Origin of the sequence: Nocardioides sp. NPDC006273 (assembly GCF_040613495.1) — a bacterium.
GTDB lineage: Bacteria > Actinomycetota > Actinomycetes > Propionibacteriales > Nocardioidaceae > Nocardioides.
On the sequence record NZ_JBEXSD010000010.1, the window covers coordinates 90,622 to 107,589 of the forward strand.

General features: G+C 65.4%; 13 protein-coding genes. 6 read left to right on the forward strand and 7 right to left on the reverse strand.

What is annotated here, in order from left to right:
• Window positions 1-151 precede the first annotated feature (151 nt).
• Both ABZZ22_RS06840 and ABZZ22_RS06845 read left to right on the forward strand, forming a co-directional pair.
• Window positions 152-625, forward strand: a complete 474-nt coding sequence (locus ABZZ22_RS06840) for a DUF2505 domain-containing protein (RefSeq protein WP_354928313.1) — start codon at window positions 152-154, stop codon at window positions 623-625.
• Window positions 626-676: 51 nt separating this feature from the next.
• Entirely contained in the window at window positions 677-1,153 is a 477-nt protein-coding gene (locus ABZZ22_RS06845) for a DUF2505 domain-containing protein (protein WP_354928316.1), read from the forward strand.
• A 222-nt stretch (window positions 1,154-1,375) separates the two neighbouring features.
• Here the strand turns inward: ABZZ22_RS06845 and ABZZ22_RS06850 are convergent, their stop codons facing one another.
• The 4 genes from ABZZ22_RS06850 to ABZZ22_RS06865 all read right to left on the reverse strand — a co-directional run bounded on the left by ABZZ22_RS06850 (window position 1,376) and on the right by ABZZ22_RS06865 (window position 11,024).
• Window positions 1,376-1,642 (reverse strand): transposase, encoded by a 267-nt coding sequence (locus tag ABZZ22_RS06850; RefSeq protein WP_354928319.1) that lies wholly within the window; start codon window positions 1,640-1,642, stop codon window positions 1,376-1,378.
• A 606-nt stretch (window positions 1,643-2,248) separates the two neighbouring features.
• Complete coding sequence (locus tag ABZZ22_RS06855) at window positions 2,249-9,034, reverse strand: DNRLRE domain-containing protein (protein ID WP_354928322.1); 6,786 nt, start codon at window positions 9,032-9,034, stop codon at window positions 2,249-2,251.
• Between the two features lie 145 nt (window positions 9,035-9,179).
• Window positions 9,180-9,530: a hypothetical protein gene (locus ABZZ22_RS06860; RefSeq protein WP_354928325.1), complete on the reverse strand. Its 351-nt coding sequence runs from the start codon at window positions 9,528-9,530 to the stop codon at window positions 9,180-9,182.
• Window positions 9,531-9,551: 21 nt separating this feature from the next.
• Complete coding sequence (locus ABZZ22_RS06865; RefSeq protein WP_354928328.1) at window positions 9,552-11,024, reverse strand: wax ester/triacylglycerol synthase family O-acyltransferase; 1,473 nt, start codon at window positions 11,022-11,024, stop codon at window positions 9,552-9,554.
• Window positions 11,025-11,120: 96 nt separating this feature from the next.
• Between ABZZ22_RS06865 and ABZZ22_RS06870 the strand changes: the two genes are divergently transcribed.
• The 3 genes from ABZZ22_RS06870 to ABZZ22_RS06880 all read left to right on the forward strand — a co-directional run bounded on the left by ABZZ22_RS06870 (window position 11,121) and on the right by ABZZ22_RS06880 (window position 13,281).
• Window positions 11,121-11,495, forward strand: a complete 375-nt coding sequence (locus ABZZ22_RS06870; protein ID WP_354928331.1) for a hypothetical protein — start codon at window positions 11,121-11,123, stop codon at window positions 11,493-11,495.
• On the forward strand, window positions 11,492-12,835 hold the full coding sequence (locus ABZZ22_RS06875; protein WP_354928334.1) for a hypothetical protein: 1,344 nt from the start codon (window positions 11,492-11,494) through the stop codon (window positions 12,833-12,835). The genes ABZZ22_RS06870 and ABZZ22_RS06875 overlap by 4 nt, the downstream gene beginning before the upstream one ends.
• 179 nt (window positions 12,836-13,014) lie before the next feature.
• Window positions 13,015-13,281, forward strand: a complete 267-nt coding sequence (locus ABZZ22_RS06880) for a helix-turn-helix domain-containing protein (RefSeq protein WP_292647449.1) — start codon at window positions 13,015-13,017, stop codon at window positions 13,279-13,281.
• Window positions 13,282-13,374: 93 nt separating this feature from the next.
• On the opposite strand, the gene ABZZ22_RS06885 is transcribed toward ABZZ22_RS06880, so the two are convergent.
• From ABZZ22_RS06885 to sigE, 3 genes are all read right to left on the reverse strand, one after another.
• Window positions 13,375-14,772 carry a trypsin-like peptidase domain-containing protein gene (locus ABZZ22_RS06885; RefSeq protein WP_354928337.1) on the reverse strand — a complete coding sequence of 466 codons (1,398 nt, stop codon included), beginning with the start codon at window positions 14,770-14,772 and terminating at the stop codon, window positions 13,375-13,377.
• Between the two features lie 70 nt (window positions 14,773-14,842).
• Window positions 14,843-15,310 (reverse strand): hypothetical protein, encoded by a 468-nt coding sequence (locus tag ABZZ22_RS06890; RefSeq protein ID WP_354928340.1) that lies wholly within the window; start codon window positions 15,308-15,310, stop codon window positions 14,843-14,845.
• 76 nt (window positions 15,311-15,386) lie between these two features.
• The gene (gene sigE, locus ABZZ22_RS06895; protein ID WP_354928343.1) at window positions 15,387-16,004 is read right to left on the reverse strand and encodes an RNA polymerase sigma factor SigE; all 618 of its coding nucleotides are present in this window, start codon (window positions 16,002-16,004) and stop codon (window positions 15,387-15,389) included.
• A 175-nt stretch (window positions 16,005-16,179) separates the two neighbouring features.
• Here sigE and ABZZ22_RS06900 point away from each other — a divergent pair, with 175 nt between their 5' ends.
• The gene (locus ABZZ22_RS06900) at window positions 16,180-16,815 is read left to right on the forward strand and encodes an O-methyltransferase (protein WP_354928346.1); all 636 of its coding nucleotides are present in this window, start codon (window positions 16,180-16,182) and stop codon (window positions 16,813-16,815) included.
• Window positions 16,816-16,968: the final 153 nt, after the last annotated feature.

The following is a 16,968-nucleotide window of genomic DNA, read 5'->3' on the forward strand; positions in this document are numbered from 1 at the left end:
GGCGGTCGGAACCGAAGGAATCGCCGATGCGAGTCATAGGCCCACGGCACCCTCGCGGAACCGGCCCATTCAGCATACTCGGGGAATGTGTCGGTTCTCTCGGCCCCTCTACTGATGACTCTGACGCGGCTAGGCGTCATGATGGGTTCTTATGAGTAAAAAGCTGTCGATCGACCTGGCTTACGACGCCCCGATCGCAGCCGTCTCCGGGATGCTCGCCGACGCGACGTTCCGTGAGCAGGTCTGCGACGCCCAGCACGCACGGTCCAAGAGCGTGGCCATCACCGGGTCGACGGTGAGCATCCGCTATGAGCAGGCCGTCAGCGGGGTGCCTGGGTTCGCGAAGAAGTTCGTCGGCGACACCATCGAGGTCCACCAGGACGAGGTGTGGTCGGCCGACTTCACCTCCGGCGATCTCAAGGTCTCCCTGCCCGGCAAGCCCGGCTCGCTCACCGGCGTCGCTCGACTGGCCGAGAACGGCACACGGACCATCGAGACGGTCACCCTGACCGCTACCGTGAATGTGCCCCTGGTCAGCGGAAAGCTGGAGGACCTCATCCTCTCGATCTTCAAGAAGGGGCTCGAGAAGGAGCACGAGGTAGGCACCCGCTGGCTCGCCGGCTGACCCTCCTTCATCCCCGTCCCAACCCGCAGAAGAGCCCCAAAGGATTCGGCAATGACGACGACCCTTCAGCACGAGCTCGTCTACGAGGCCCGTATGGGCGAAGTCTCCGCGATGCTGGCTGATCCTGGCTTCCGCGAGCGGGTCGCCGACGCCCAGGGCGCGCTCCGTCGCCGGGTGACCATCGGCGGCGCTCCGCGCGAGGTCCGGATCGACCGGGTGCAGTCGACCGTCGGCGTACCCGCCTTCGCAAAACCCATCGTCACCGGCGACCTCACCGTCCACCAGAACGAGGTCTGGTCCTCCGACACGGTCGCCGTCGTCGACATCACCGTCCCCGGCGGCCTCGCCACGCTGCGCGGCAACATCTCGCTGACCGAGTCCGACGGGCGCACCACCGAGAGCGTGCGGCTGAACATCAAGGTGCCCGTCCCGCTGGTCGGCGCCAAGCTCGAGGAGTACGTCGAGGAGCTGATGCTCAAGGCCTTCGACCTCGAGCAGGCGGTCGGCGCGGAATACCTTTCTCGCTGATTTGGCGCATCCGAACACCTCGTCCAGCGTTGTAGTCCACGCTAGGCAATCGCCACTAACCCACCGCCAGCCTCGGTCTTTCATCGAAGTGAGCGGGCGCTGGGTCTGGCGGTGTGATTGGCGATGACCGTGTTGCATCGGGTCGGGGGCATGCAGGAGTGTCGGCTGGCACTGTCGGGCTGCGGTTCTCCGGTTCTCGGGTCGTGGATGGGCGGTTCGTGGTCAGGGTGGTAGAGGGATCGCGGCGATGCTGGCGAAGACTCTGACGACGTCGTCGATCCAGGGCCAAGACGCGCGGAGCCGCAGCCGTCGTTGTCGAGCAAGACGAGTCAGGCGGGCGAGCACGTGCAGCAGCCGGTGACGCAACCTCTTCGGTTCCGCGGACGCCAGCGCGGTCTGGTCAAGGCCGATCAAGCGCAGCCACGCCATCAGATCGGCAGCAATCTGGACGGCCAGGAGGTCAGGGGTCGTGAAGGTAGCGTCGCGCACGCCGAGGTCTTTCGGATGATCGTGTACGAGCCTTCATTTTCGAAAGACCTCGACGTCTACCCACGGACCGACGCGCCGGACACCGCCCGGGGACCTACACCCTCAACTGTGAAGAGCCAATTACGCTTCAACTGCCGAGTGCCTTCCTGCTGGGACTACTTGAACCGTCGCAAGTCCAAGTCTTCCCTGCTCAGGGGGACTTCGGTGTTCCTACGCGCCGATCACGCCACAGAGTCACGAACGATCCGGACTAGTCACTAAAATCTAGCGAGAAGGCTCACCAATCATTCGATACATGTCGAATAAATGCGCCAATAACTGCACCGTAGAGCATCGAATACCCAGTGAAGACCAAGCTGGATGCACCACCCGAGATGCCAAGGATCATATACAGCGTCATGGTCACTACAACCCCAAACATAGCCGACCCCTGTCGGGGCTTCGGCCCCCATTTTGGAATCCACCCGAGCGCATCAAGAGTACAGAATATCGATACGCCTATTATCGACACCAGCAAAGGGCGCCATTGAGTATCTTGGACAACGATGGAAATCCCTAGAGAGAATGCCGATACCGCTATCCAGCCGAATACATGTAGCCTTTTCATCACGCAGTCCAAGCATACTTTGAAAACCACCAGGTCCAACTATGTAGCGTTGCCCTAGTTTTTCCCCACCAGGTCTTGTATCTGTATATCTTGATACGCGTAACGATCCCCGATTTGTGATTGATGCCCCATTGCGCCGCGACTGCCAACACACCAGGAATAACTGAGCCAATAAGAGCGCCGATAACGGCCCCGACCACACCTCCATAGGCTGCACCTATGCCCGCCCCAACCGCGGCTGCAACAGCGCCTACGAAGTACGTTCCATAATCCAAGTAGCGGCGCAATGCTACTCGATTGAAGTACACAGTCACCCACCGGTAACTTCCGGAGCGTCCACGGGTGTATTTTCCCCACCAGTAAGTTCCAGCGGTGTCAGTCTGGTTGATCGGGTCTGTCGGGTACGCGTATCGCGTGGCTCCGCCGTCTACAATTGGATCATTCGAAAGGAACGAACCTGTTGCCGGGTTATATAGACGCGCTCCCATCAAAGTGACTCCGCCCAACGTGTCGCCACCGGCTGCGCGTTGAGCTGTCCCAAGATACATATATCGACTCTTAAGAACGGCGTCGGCAATGCCCTTTCCGTACTCGTCAGTCTCAGCGTAGCTCAGTATACCGGACTCGGCCAGTCCACTCACAGCACCAACGATATCTCCGTGAAGATTGGCGATATACCAAGTCGTCTCGTCGACGCTCTCCGATCCAATCAGGCCGAACTCGCTAATTCGGAAATTGCGTTGCGGTGCCAACGTTTGGCCTGCGTCAGTGGCGGACGAGATGTACGCAGGACTATCGCCAGCACCGGCGTACTCGTACCGAACTCGACTCGTCTCCACACCATCGACGGTCGAGGCGACGCCCAGAACCCGTCCAGCGGGATCCAGGGTATACTCGCGGCCTTCGGTGCGTATGGAAACGGTGCCGTCGGTTGCGGTCGCCTGGAGTTCTTGCGTCATCGACTCGACCATGTCATTCGCGTGATAGCGCACATTGAGGGGACCAGAGCCGGAACCACTGTTGGTATCGCTTGCCGGGATAGTCAGGGTGCGCCCAAGGGAGTCGTAGGCGTACCCGTTGTTCGTTATCCTGTTAGCCGCATCATACGCGGTTGCCTTAGTGGTGGCTCCATCGGTTGTCTGGCAAGCCCCAGCGCCGGCCGATGTATCGCCCTTCGCCGGAGCGTACGTAGTCAAACTGGTTCGTTCTGAAGCCTGGCTGAAGCCGTAATCGCGGGTCACGCATGCGCCGTCCCGGGTGTCCTCGACCTTGGTAAGGCGACCGACAGCGTCGTAGTTGTAGGTCTGGGCTGAAGCTGGTGAACTGTATTCAAGGACTCGTCCGTCGATGTCTGTCTTCGAGGTGAACCCGGCCAGTTCGACGGTCGCGTCACCCACAAGCGTTGCGTAGGAGAGCGAGACGGGAATTCCTGCCTCTGTGTAGCCATAAGTAGCGGTCATCCCGTTCGGATATCCGACCTCGCCAACCTGGCCATTCGCATCGCGCGCAATTGTCAGAATGTCGGCTGTCGCTGCAGGTAGGCCCAGGTCGACACTGGAGATCACGTCACGATGCTCGCCAAGTGCCTGGTCATATTCGTACTCGTAGCGATGGCGGCCGTCGTTAAACGTCGCGATCTCGCCCGTGGCCGTGTAGGTGGTGACCGATTCCAGACCTGCCGCATCGGTCGATGTCCACTCTCGCCCCCACGTGTCGCTGGTGACGCTGATCGTGTTTACCCCGTCACGGATGCTCGTGGACAGTCCCGATGCTGGGTCATACGAGATCGTGGTGGCGCGGGTGCTGTTACTTGCGTCAGTGCCTGCAACTGCCACAGTGGTCCGAGTGGTGCGACCGAGCGCGTCGTAGTTGGTCATGGTTCTGCGAGTGACGCCAGCGGATGTCTCAATCAGCTCAGTCGGCTGAAGGCTGGCATTGTAATCGACGAAGTAGGTGACTGGCAGTGGCTGTCCTACGGGCTGCACAGCTGGGCCGGTCTTGCATGTGAGCCCGTCCCAGTGGATGCGGTTGGGATGGCCGTTGATCTCGCAGTCAGGTTCGGTGGCGTTCTTGGTGTAGTAGGAGAACACGGTCGAGTGGGCGTCGTTCCCTGTGCCGGTGGCGTCATGTCCTCCACCGGGCTGGCGGGTTTCGATCTGGAGGCCGCCGGTGTCGTAGCGGGTGATCTGGGTCGACCATGTTGCCTCGCCGCCGCTATCGATCCCAGTTTGGACCTTAACTTTGGTGGGAATGCCGAAATTCCAGCCATTCCCGTCCCCTTCGACAATGGGGGCGTACTCGTTGCGGACCACCGTGGTGTCGGCGTCGGTGCTCATGTCGACCGAGGCCGCTGACGTGCGGGTCTCGACGATTAGGTCGAAGCTGCTCGCGGCGTTTTCGTAGGCGGGCTTGCTGCCACCACCGAGCGTGGGTGCTTCGTCGTCGTAGACATTCGCGGTGTGTGACCTGAACCGACCAGTAGTGCCGTTCTTGAGGGTGGCAGTGGTCGCTGGACCGTAGGTATCCTCGACCCGCAGAACCGGGTTCTCGACCGGGGCGCCGTCCTCGTTGAGCTCCGGGGTGCTGTAGTAAGTCAGCGCCGAAGCCTCATATGCGGCCTGGGCCTGGTCTTGCTCGGGTGCTGCCAGGGCGCGTTGGCGGCCGGCCGCGTCCAGGGTGCGGACGGTGTTGCCGCGTGAGTCGTACCAGACGGTATCGATCAGCCATTCACCATCACCGGAACCGTCGCGGGTGGTGTTGCCGTGGACGCCTGTGTTGAGCAGGTTTCCCTCAGAGTCGGTGTAGAACAGCTCCGCGTGCTCGAGATCTGCCGGCGTCGGGCTGGCGGACGGAACGTGGGCGGGGGTGAAGACCGCGAACACCTTCGCGGGCGCATTGTTCTGGCCCCACCTCCCGGTCTCGCCGGCGTTCATCGTAGGTAGACCCGCGGCCGTGGTCTCCAAGCCAGCGGCGCCGCCGTCCTTCGCATAGGCGATGGTCCACGTCGCGTTTCCGGCGCCGGTGGCTTCGTCGAGCGGACGGGTGACCTTGGTCAGGCGGCCGGTGGAGTCGTAGGAGAAGTTCCACGGCTTCTGTCCAGGCGGCGTCGCCGTGGCGAGCAGGACACGCCCCGACACGGTGGTGGTGTCATAGCCGTACATGGCGCACAGGGCAGTCTGGGGTCCAGTCCCGTCAGGGTCGGGACCACATACTTGAGCGAGCCGACCGGAGGCGTAGGTGTAGGTCGCCAACGTCGTCGATGATGCACCAACGGCGCCTCGTTCGACCTTGACCAGGCGCTTCAAGTCACCGGTCCCCGAGTACGACAGCTTCAGCCAACGACAGCCAGCGGTCTGCTCGGCGGGGGTACAGGTAGCCGCCACACCAGGGGTGGTCTGACCAATCCAGGTCGGATACTCCCCGCCGGCAAACGTCGCCGTCTCGTCATCGCCTTCCCCATCACCATCGGGACTGGTGGTCTCCTTCACAACCCACTTCTCCGGCTCGGTGCCAAGGGTCGCCGGGGTCTCCTCGGTGGCCTCGCTCGCATCGACCGCATCAGAACGCTTCCACTCCCACACGGTCGAGGAAGTCTGATTCGCTCCAGAGGGACGTGACAGGGTCAGCGTTGCCCTGGTGGCGGCATCGCTATCTGCCGAAGGATCCAGAGTGATAAACGAGCCGTCGTTGCTTCCTGCGGGAATGAACCGGACCGGCTTGGACGGGCTGATCACATCCGCAGTCGCGTTCTCGGGGGTGTAAGTCTGCGAACCACCACCAGCAGAGACCAGGACGACGGTGCGGTCTTTCGACCGATTGTCGATGACGATGGCACCAGTGTCTCCATCAGCAACGAGGGTGCTGGCCCACCCAGGGCCGAACGGGCCCGCCTCTGAGGCTGCGGTCGCGGAATCGTAGGAAGAGAAAGTTCGTCCCACACCCGCGGTTGTGTCGACGGCGTCGGTTTCGTTGATCGCTGCCTCGCCGGTGAACAGTGCAACGGATGCGGGCCCCGCCTGGGTGGTGGGGAAGTTCCCGCCAAAGGCGGAGGGCACCAAGTGCACCCGTCGAACTGGAGTGCACACCGGCGTCGTGGAAGTGCTGTAGGTCAGGCAGCCACGGATCTCGATCGCGGACGGTGCTTTGATCAAATCATCGGCGGCGGTAGTGGTGACGTCCTTCTCCGCCGACGCGTCCCACAGCAGCTGGCCCGTGGTCGATTCCGTTGTCGAACTCGACACCGCGCCCGTCCAAGCACCGGAGCCCTTCTTGACTGTTGTTGCGGTGTTCCACGTTGCCGAGCCGGGGTAGCGCCATGACAAGGCCCCCGTAACCGTGCTCAACCCCGCCGGAGGGCCCGTGACAGTCACCGGGAACGTGCCAGTGGAACGCGTGTCCTGGTTCGGCCACATGTACCCGGCCGGTCCGATACCGAACTTGAACTCCTTCGCGCCGGACACGTTCCCGGCCTTGTCGGTCGCGGTCACCTTCAACGAGTGCGCACCGTTGCCAGGCAGCCACGAAACCGTCGCATGACCGTACGAGTTCGCCGGAACGACCGTCGCCGCGCCGCCATCTCGAATCACCGAGTATGACTTGGTGTCGTCACTGCCTTGGAGCCGGAACTGGATTGCAGTAGTGGGCTTGGTGGCGAGCCAGGTCGTGTGCTCGAATTCATCGGCGATGATCTCGACGAACGGTTTGGTGGTGTCAGCCGTGAACGACGTCGCAGCAGATGCTGACGACCACAGGCGGCTGTCATAGGCGGTGGCCTTGACGGTATAGGAGTGGCCGTCGACGAGCTTGCCGGATGGCACCTTGGTCGAGACCGAGGACCCTGATGTGGACCCGGGAGATGCCTGGGTCCACGACCACACCGACGTGGTGCCTTTAAAGACCTCGAACTTCGCACGCACCGTACCCCCATCGGGATCGGAGACCTTCGCCGCCAACGTCGGCGTCAGGCTATTCGACAACGCACTCGTCAACGGGTCCACCGTCGGCGCAGCCGGCGTGGAGGGCTTTTGGTTGTAGGTAATGTTGATATGCGGACGCATATCAGAATCGACGGTGTAGTTCCCCGACCGATACTTCCGCCATGATGAGGTCGAGGCCTCCGGGGCACCGACCACCCGCAGACCGAACCGGTCGCTCGTCCCCCCGACCCAGCCCCTCACAACCGACGTCACATCCCAACTCGCCCACCCCGCCGGGCAGGAAGCGTCATGACCGTAGGCGGTGGAGAACTCCACATACGTGGACGAGACAGCGGGCTGGTTGGCCCACGTCAGTGTGTCTGCGTCCCATTTCGAGCTGATCCGCGCAACCCGGGTGCCACCACCGGAGCATGTCCCTGAGTACCAGTTCCGCATGAGCAACTTCGCCGACGTGACGTCTTTGCCGTTCCAGGCAGTCGAGTCGAAGACAAGGAACGAGCGTGCCTTACGTACGCCGTCCTCGCTGCCCGACCTCAAGACCGCAGAAGTCTTCTGCGAGGACTGGTAATCCGGGTACTGCAACCACGTGTCACCGGTCCACACCGTCAGCGACGGGTCCACCGTGAGCGGCAGCCGAAGATCAGGGTCGGAAAGGATTGCCTCTGGAACGGTCAGTTCGATCACCGACTTCTTCGCCGAGGGCTTGCCAGCTTTCCTGGTCTGCTTCGGCTTTCCAGACCTCCCCGTCGGCCCGTCCTTGACCTTCACGTCAGCGATGCCGGTCTTGCCACCGACGGGCTCGCCACCTGGTCCGTGTGTCCGCTTAGGGGCCTTCTTGCCGTGGGTGGCCAACGCCAGCCCAGCAGGGTCGAGCTCGTCCGGGCCGGTAGTTCCCGCGTCCCATAACGTCGGAGCCGGGGCCCCCAGAATCTTCTTGCCCTTGTCATCCTCGATCCGGATCCCGCCGGCCTTCGTCGAGATCACCTTCACCGGCGCGATCTTCGAGTCACGCTCGGCACTCACATCCGTGACAGTCAGACCGAGCGACAACCCAGCCGAGGCGTCCTCAGTACTCGGCGCACCCGAGCTGTTCGTCGAGGCGTCTCCCGTGCCCGCGTCCTTGGCGTGAGCGCTCTCGAGGAGCGAGGAGCCCTCGTTGATGACCCACCAATGCTCAAACCCGGTGACGAACGCCTGCACGACCAGGTCCGTGCTCGGCAGCACATCTTTGTAGACCGCGACGTCGCCCTCGACGACGGGCGTCGTGAACTCGACCGGGTTGCCCTCGATGTCCTCGAGACCGAACAGCATCTCATGCCCCTGCTCTGTCAGGGTCGCGAACCAGTCACTACCGCCACCGGCGAACCGCATGGTCGCCGACACATGTGCCGGACGCCACGACTCACCCTCAGCTTCGACCAGTGTGGTGTCGACCCGGTTCCAGGACGCCGCACCGTCGGCATCCACCGGCCCGTCCTGAACCTGCTCAGGCTCCGTCGCCACCTCCGCAGACCACGTCCCATCCGGATTGCTGAATACCCGAGTCACCTCACTGCGCTGTGACCGGTCTTCCACAGGGACACCCGCAACCCGCGCAGTCACACTCGCCGACACACTGTCAGGACGAACCGGACGCTCATCCAAATCACCCGCAGGAAGATCGTCGGACTCAGCAGCGAGAACCACTGGCACTGACGCGCCCGGCAGCGACAGACCCGCGACCGTCAAAGCCACGCCCAGGACACCAATCAGGGCCCGCAGGACGAACCGAACCACCGACTGGGCAGAAAAAACGGCAGAAAGAACCATGGGGAAGGACTCCACATTCAACGAACCAACAGAAGACACGTCGGCCGGGGAGTCGCGAGCTACCCAGGATCGAGCAAACAGGAACGTAATGCACCCAGGGGTATGCATTGTCCGGAAAGGATGATCTTTACCAAGTTGTTGCTCTTGAGGCGTCCTCTTGTGTCACGGCGAATGCGGTCTGCTGTCAGTCTGAACTGATGAGCTGCGGGATCTCCTGGGTCGCGAACCAGCCCAGGTCGTCGTCGGGATCGGCGTCGGCGGGCCGGTCTGTCAGGTCGGCGTGGACCGCGGCGACGAGCTTGAGCGGCACCACCTGGTCCCCGAGGGCTTCCGGTGCGTCGACGACGACCACGACCCTGCGCCCGGGACCGGCGAGGAGCGCCGTCGAGTCGTCGGCGGCGCTCATCAGCGCGGCGTACTCGGCCTCTTCGCTGTCGCCGGGCGCCGCATAGCCGTCGGCGGTGCCGGGCAGCTCTCCGTTGGCGTACCAGTCAGCGAGCAGCTCGAGCGTGGCAGGTACGTAGATGCGGGTCACGGTCGGATTCTCTCAGACCGCTCACTCGCCGGAGCTCTTGACCACGCGCAGCCCCCGAGGCGCCCGGAAGCGGCGTCCCGAGGCGGTGTCGAGCAGCTCGTCCAGCGCCTCGCTGATGCACTGCCCGAGCAGCGACGCGTCCGGCACCAGGTCGCGGTCGGCGGTGATCGCGAAGAAGACGTGGCCGTCGTAGGAGGTCACCCCGATCGCGAGGGTGTGGCCCTCGGTCAGCGGGTGGATGGGATAGGAGGCCACCAACCGGGAGCCGGCCGCATAGCGAGGCTCTTGGGGACCGGGCACGTTGCACACCGAGAGCAGGTAGTCGTGCTCGCTCTCGGCAGCCACCCGGGAGCCCACCATGTGGAAGGTCGCCGGGGCGAAGCCGCTGATCCCGGCCAGCCGCTGCGCGCTGACGGTGCGGGCGTTCGCCTTGTGCTGCTCGAAGGAGTAGGACACCTGGTGGAGGCGGACCACCGGAGAGGGCTCCGCCACCGGCAGCACCACGAAGTGGGGCGCCACCGCGGAGCCGAGCTGGGTCGGGTCGAGCTCCTCGTCGATCACCGAGACCGGCACCAGGGCCGGCACCTGGCGCACGCCGGCGAGCGACTCCTGGCGGGTCATCAGCCAGGCGCGCAGACCGCCGGTGACGGCAGCGAGGATGACGTCGTTGACGGTGCCGCCGTGGGTGTCCCGGATGCGGCGGAAGTCGGCCAGGTCGGCCTGCAGCGTGACGACCAGCCGCTGCTGGGAGAGTGTCCCGTTGAGCGGCGTCGGCCGTTCCGGAGGCCGACGGGTGACCACCCGGGCGATGCCCGCGCCCACGTTCTGGACGTCCTTGGCCACACCGGTGACCCGGCCCAGGGCGAAGCCGCCCAGGCTGCGGGCCGTGCCGGTCAGGCCGCTGACCGAGGTGACCGCGTCGAAGACCGCGTGCGCGACCAGGCGCGCGCTCGACTGAGGCTCTGGCGGCTCCCACAGGTCGGGCACGACCGGTCCGACCTCGGGCTTGTCGTCCAGCAGGAGCTGGACCAGGTCGACGGTCTCGGCGCCGTCCACCAGCGCCTGGTGGGTCTTGGTGACCAGCGCGACCCGGTCGCCGGCCAGCCCCTCGATGACATACAGCTCCCACAACGGCCGGGAGCGGTCCAGGGGTCGGGAGACGATCCGGCTGGCGAGGTCGAGGAGCTGTTCCATCGAGCCCGGGCGGGGCAGCGCAGAGCGGCGTACGTGGTAGGTCAGGTCGAAGCGGTCGTCGTCGGTCCACACGGGGTAGGCGATCCGACCGGGCACGACTCGGACCCGTTGCCGGAAGCGGGGCACGAAGGCCAGCCGGTCCTCGACGTGCTGGAGGAAGGCGCCGTAGTCGAAGCCCTCCGACCTCGGTTCGATCACCTCGATGCTCGCCACCTGGTGCGGCACCGCCAGTGTCTCCCCGTCCAGGAAGGCCACCTCACGTGGTCCGAGTCGATCTCGCTGACGCTCGCTCGTGGTCACTCGCTGACGCTCGCTCATTCCTCTCAGCCCCCTCTTTGGTTCGTATGCGATTGTGGCAGACGCCAGCTTGAAACCAGCCCACGAAACGGGGGATCAATGCGCCTCACGACCCGGATCATCGCGGTCGTGGCTGCAATCTGCGGGATCGCGTCCGTCGCGACTGCCTGCGGAAACGACATCGCCACCGAGCCCAGGACCAGCAGCGACCCGGTGGTCGTCGAGATCAACTTCTCCGGTGACTCGGTCGACCCCCACGGGACCAAGATCGAGGTCCCCCTCGGGCACGGCGTCGAGCTCGACGTCACCGCCGATGCCGCCGGCGAGATTCATGTGCATTCCGACCCGGAGCAGTCGGCCGCCTACGGCGTAGGCACGACGCGGATCAGCCTGGGCGCGTTCGGGATCCCTGGTCAGTACGAGGTGGAGTCACACACCCTCGGCAAGACCATCGTCACCCTCGAAGTCAAGTGATCCTCACCCACGGCGTGGGTGGTCGCCAAGACCTCCCACTGCCGCTCGAGTACGTCATCGCGGGCGCCGTCCTCGCCCTTCTCGTCTCCTTCGGGCTGCTGGTGCTGACCACCAGGCGTGCCGCTGCCGGCAAGGAGATCGCCAGCACGGATCCACAGAGCCGGAACCCACGCGGCTGGCCGCTGCCCCGCCTCGGGCGTGTCGTCGACTCCCCCGCCTGGACCGCGCTGTGGCGCGTCGTCGGCATGGTGATCCTCGCCTACTTCGTCCTGGTCGCCTTCGCCGGGCTCGACAACGCCAACAACCCCATCTTCGGGATGACGTACGTCTGGCTGTGGGTCGGCATCGTCCCGTTCTCGCTCCTCTTCGGACCGGTCTGGAAGGCGATCAGCCCGGCCCGCACGATCGTGGCCGGGCTGACCTGGCTGCGCGGCACGGGCGACCCGCCGCTCCGTCTGCCGGAGCGCCTGGGCTACTGGCCCGCCGCGTTCGCGCTGCTCGCCTTCGCGTGGCTCGAGCTGGTCTACCCGGAGAACAACTACCTCGGTCCCGTACGCCTCTGGCTGGCCGTCTACCTGGCCGTGATGATCCTCGGCGGCGTGCTGTTCGGCGAGAAGTTCCTGGAGCGCACCGATCCGTTCGAGGTCTACTCGTCGCTGATCGCGCGCCTGTCGGTGTGGGGACGGACCCCGGCCGGCAGGCTGGTCCTGCGGACCCCGCTCGGCAACCTCGACACGTTGCGCCCGACGCCTGGCCTGGTCGCGGTCGTCTCGGTGCTCTTCGGCACCATCGTCTACGACTCCTACCGCGAGTCACCGCAGTGGCTCCAGATCGTGCAGAACCCGGAGATCTCGGGGTCCACTGCCTACCTGATCAACAACGTCGCGCTCATCGCGCTGCCGCTTCTCGTCGCCGGATTCTACTCGGCCGGGACGATGCTGACCGGTGTCGGTGACGTGCCTCGGCGGGCCCTACCCACCGAGCTGGCGCCGTCGATGGTGCCGATCATCGCCGGTTACGTCGTGGCCCACTACCTCAGCTACTTCTGGGAGAGCGGGCTGGCCACGTTGCGCAACGCGTCCGATCCGATGGGGACCGGAGCCGACTGGTTCGCGACCGCGGACATGCCGGTCTCCTACTTCTTCGCCTACCACGGCACGCTGTTGGCCGTCATCAAGGTGGCCGCGGTGATCGTCGGCCACGTGCTCGGCGTCTGGTCGGCCCATATCCGGGCGCTCCAGGTGCTTCCGAAGCAGCATCTGGTGGCCGGGCAGGTGCCGCTTCTGGTCACCATGGTCGGTTTCACCGTCGGTGGCCTGTACCTGCTGTTCTCCGCATAGGCCGTGTCTCTCAAATCCACGCCCGCTGCGCGGTGTCTTTGAGAGACACGGCCTAGCGCACCACTGCTTCACGATTCACCCACCTCGCATCCACAAAGAAGCGCAACACTGCCTAAGGTGGGCTAACAGGTTGGCGCTCTGGTTTACGGCCGCTTGCAGAGTCTGGGAGACTGAACCTTATGTCTGGTACCCCCCGCTTCCTGACTCTTGCCGACGTCGCCGAGGTCCTCAACACCTCGAGCGCACAGGTCTATGCCCTTGTCCGCCGTGGTGAGCTGCCCGCTATCAAGATCGGCGGACGTGGCCAGTGGCGCGTCGAGGCCAGCGTCCTCGAGAAGTTCATCGATGACATGTACTCGCAGACCAAGGCCTTCGTGGCCGACCACCCGTTCGTCGAGGCTGAGAGCAGCACCCCTGCTCCCGCAGTCACGCCGGACGCTTCTTGAGTCATAGCTATCTGAACCCCCACAACTAAACCTTCCCCACAACAACGCGAAGAGCTGCCAGGCATTGTGCCGAGCAGCTCTTCGCGTCTTGGTTCAGGCGAGGTTCTCGGTCTGCGCGTCAAGCTTGATCTTCAGCTCCTGACGGGCGCCGTTGCGCATCACGGTGAACTCGACCGTCTCCCCCGGCTGATGGGCGCGGATGGCGACGATCATGCCGATCCCGTCGGTGACGGTCACGTCTCCCACCTTGGTGACCCGATCGCCGTCCTTGAGCCCACCGGCGGCCGCCGGTGAACCGGCCTCGACAACCGAGATCAGCGCACCTCTGTGGTCCCCGGCCTGTACGTCGACCGAGGCGCCCACGATCGGGTAGGTCGCCTTCCCCGTCTTCAGGATCTGCGCGGCGGTCACCTTGACCTGGTCGATCGGGATGGCGAAGCCGACGCCGATGCTGCCGCTCTCACCGCCCTCTCCACCACCCGCGGTGGCGATGGCCGAGTTGACCCCGATGACCTGGCCGACCAGGTTGACCAGCGGGCCACCGGAGTTGCCTGGGTTGATCGCCGCGTCGGTCTGGACGGCGTTGATGTAGGAGGTGTCGTCCTCGGTCTGGCCGGTGCTCACCGGGCGCTGGAGAGCGCTGACGATGCCTGATGTCACCGTGGAGCTGAGCCCCAACGGCGAGCCGATCGCGACCACGCCCTCGCCGATCCGCAGGCGCGAGGTGCTGCCCAGCGAGGCGGGGTCGAGCTCCTTGATCTCGGGCACGTCGAGGACGGCGAGGTCGTAGACCGCGCTGCGTCCGACCACGTCGGCCTTGTAGCGGCGGCCCTTGTGGTCGACGACCTCGATCCTTCCCTTGGCCTTGGCCGCGTTGGCGACCACATGGTTGTTGGTCACCACATGACCGTTCCTGTCGAAGACGAAGCCGGAACCGGTCGCGGCGTCCTTCACGCCCTGGTATTCGGCGAAGATCTGGACCGTCGAGGGCAGCAGCGTCGCGGCCACCTTCACGATGCTTGCGTCGTCGGCGTTCAGTGGCGCGTCGGTCTCGATCGAGCCCGGCTCGAGCCCGCCGCCGGCCAGGCTCGACATGTCGTCCTGGTCTTCGAGCACGCCGCCCGCATAGCCACCGAGCACACCTAGCAGGAAGGCGACCGCAGCAGCGAGCGCCCAGATCGGGCCGGGGACGCGACGGCGCGGCGAGGAACCGGTCGGAGCTGCGGACAGCGGCGGTGGTGGGCCGTCGAAGCCGGGAAGGGACGCGCCCGGCGGCGGCGCCGAAGGCGGCAGCGGAACGGTGTCGCCGGCCGGCGCCGGGGCGACCGGGCGGCCGGGCATGCCTGGCAGCGGCACCTCGGCGGTGTCGCGCTCGTCCTCGCCGAGGCCGTCGCGGGACGACTGCCCGGCCGAGGGCACGTTGGGCGCGTCAGTGGGAGGCGCCCAACGGGAGATCGGCCGCGACTGGTCGTCTTGTGGTTCCTGCGTCACGACACCCATTCTTCCCACTCGCCCCAACTATGGGCAGTCCGGGGCTCGTGTCGTGTCGCTCGGCGGACGGTCAGCGGCGTACGTGCGCGATGACGGGGGCGCCCGGGGAGCCCGGAAGCTGGGTGACCGCGGTGACCGGAAGGTTCCTGGGAACGGGTGCGTCGGCAGGTGCGGCGGCGAAGGTGAACATGCCGAACACCGCGGCGCCGACAGCACCACCACCCGCCGCGACCATCACCAACGTATGCCGCATCGACCGAGGGTCGGAGTAGGTCTCGCTGAGGTCGTCGGTGGGCCATACCGAGGCGGCCAGGGCACCGCCGCGGAGCGAGCCCTTCAGGTCGGCCGGTGCGGTGACCCCGGGGTCGACGCTCAGGCCCGCGAGGCGCCGCTTGAGCCAACCTTCACGCTCCACGGCGCGGCGGCATGCGCAGCATGTGTGCACGTGCGCCCAGGCGCGCTCCTCCTCCTCTGCGCGGAGCTGTCCGTCGAGAAGGGCACTGGTCCGCGCGCCGAGATGGTTGCCCAGAAGACTCATGCCGGCGCCTCCGTCGAGGAGAGCGAAGAATGCGGACCCGCCGGCCTGAGGCTTGTTGTCGCTCGCTGGCGCTCGCTCATGAAGCCCCGCCCCACAACACCTTGGGCCCGGAGTGGCGCAATCGTCCGCCGCGCGGGGCGCGGTGGGCGAGGGCGTCACGGAGCATCGCCCGGCCGCGGTGGATGCGCGAGCGGACGGTGCCGAGCTTGGCATCCAGGATCTCGGAGATCTCCTCGTAGGAGAGCCCCTCCACGTCACAGAGCACGACCGCGGCCCGGAAGTCGGGCGGCAGCGTGGCCAGCGCGCGCTCGATGTCGTCGTCGAAGCGCTGGTCGGTGTAGGCCACGTCGGGCGTCGGACCGCTGCTCGTCAGGCGCGAGGCGCGCTCGTCGGAGAGGGCGTCGAAGCGGATCCGCTGCTTGCGGCGAGCCTGGTCGAGGAAGAGGTTGGTGGTGATCCGGTGCAGCCAGCCCTCGAAGGTGCCAGGGCTGTAGGTGTCGAGGGAACGGAAGACCCGCACGAAGACCTCTTGGGTGAGATCCTCCGCGTCGGGACGGTTGCCGGTGAGGCGGTAAGCGAGCCGGTAGACCCGGTCGGAGTGCTTCTCCACGATCTCGTCCCACGTCGGAACGCCCGACGACGCTCGCTGGTCGAGCTCGTCGAGAGCGGTCTCGTTGGTGGGCTCCGCGGTCATGGTGCTCCTGTATGCCTCGCTGATCGCTGACATCTCCTACGGTAGATCGCCTGGGACCGGAGGGGCTGAGAGTTGCCTGTGAGGCTCCTATTTTTCCTCGCCCTCAGTGCACCTAACGCATGAGTTGGATCAGGCGTTCCCGCACCGTTACACGAAACAGGTTAGGTTTTGCGGTGTGACCAGCCCTGTCTCGCCCGCAAGTTGGACCTACGCCGACGAGTTCGTCGCGGAGGACGACCTCCTCGCTGCCGCCCGTTCCCGGGCCGAGGAGGTCGGAGTCGCGCCCATCGGCCCCGGCGGTGGCGCCACGCTCCGCTTCCTCGCCTCCGTCCTCGATGCCAAGAACGTGGTCGAGGTCGGCACCGGCACCGGCGTCTCCGGGCTGTGGCTGCTGCGCGGCATGCGCCCCGACGGGGTCCTGACCACCGTCGACGTCGAGACCGAGCACCAGCGGCTGGCCCGCCAGACGTTCACCGAGGCCGGGTTCGGACAGCGGCAGGCTCGGTGCATAGCCGGCGCCGCCCTCGACGTGCTCCCCCGGCTCACCGACAACCACTACGACGTCGTCTTCGTCGACGGCGACAAGACCGAGTACGCCGCATATCTCAAGGAGGCGCTCCGGTTGCTGCGCCCCGGTGGCGTCGTCGCCTTCGACAACGCGCTGTGGCACGACCGTGTGGCTGACCCGTCCGTACGCGACGAGGAGACCGCCACCATCCGCGAGCTCAACCAGCTGGTCGCCGACAACGACGGTCTGATCCCGCTCCTTCTCCCGGTCGGTGACGGCCTGCTGCTCGCCCGGAAGATCTAGCCGAGACGACCGGAGCGCCGAAACGTCACCCCGGTCGGCCGAAACGTCACCCCGGTCGGCCGAGCTGCTTCTTGAAGGTGTTGAAGACCTTCGCTTCGTGACAGACCGCATGGCTGTCTCCTGTCTCGTTCGTGAGCCCCCTGCCGCGAGCCG

Coding starts and splice junctions, on each gene's coding strand:
- ABZZ22_RS06880 (WP_292647449.1), top strand. CDS start 13,015: ATGTCTGGTACCCCCCGCTTCCTGACTCTTGCCGACGTCGCCGAGGTC.
- ABZZ22_RS06890 (WP_354928340.1), bottom strand. CDS start 15,310: ATGAGTCTTCTGGGCAACCATCTCGGCGCGCGGACCAGTGCCCTTCTC.
- sigE (WP_354928343.1), bottom strand. CDS start 16,004: ATGACCGCGGAGCCCACCAACGAGACCGCTCTCGACGAGCTCGACCAG.
- ABZZ22_RS06870 (WP_354928331.1), top strand. CDS start 11,121: ATGCGCCTCACGACCCGGATCATCGCGGTCGTGGCTGCAATCTGCGGG.
- ABZZ22_RS06845 (WP_354928316.1), top strand. CDS start 677: ATGACGACGACCCTTCAGCACGAGCTCGTCTACGAGGCCCGTATGGGC.
- ABZZ22_RS06840 (WP_354928313.1), top strand. CDS start 152: ATGAGTAAAAAGCTGTCGATCGACCTGGCTTACGACGCCCCGATCGCA.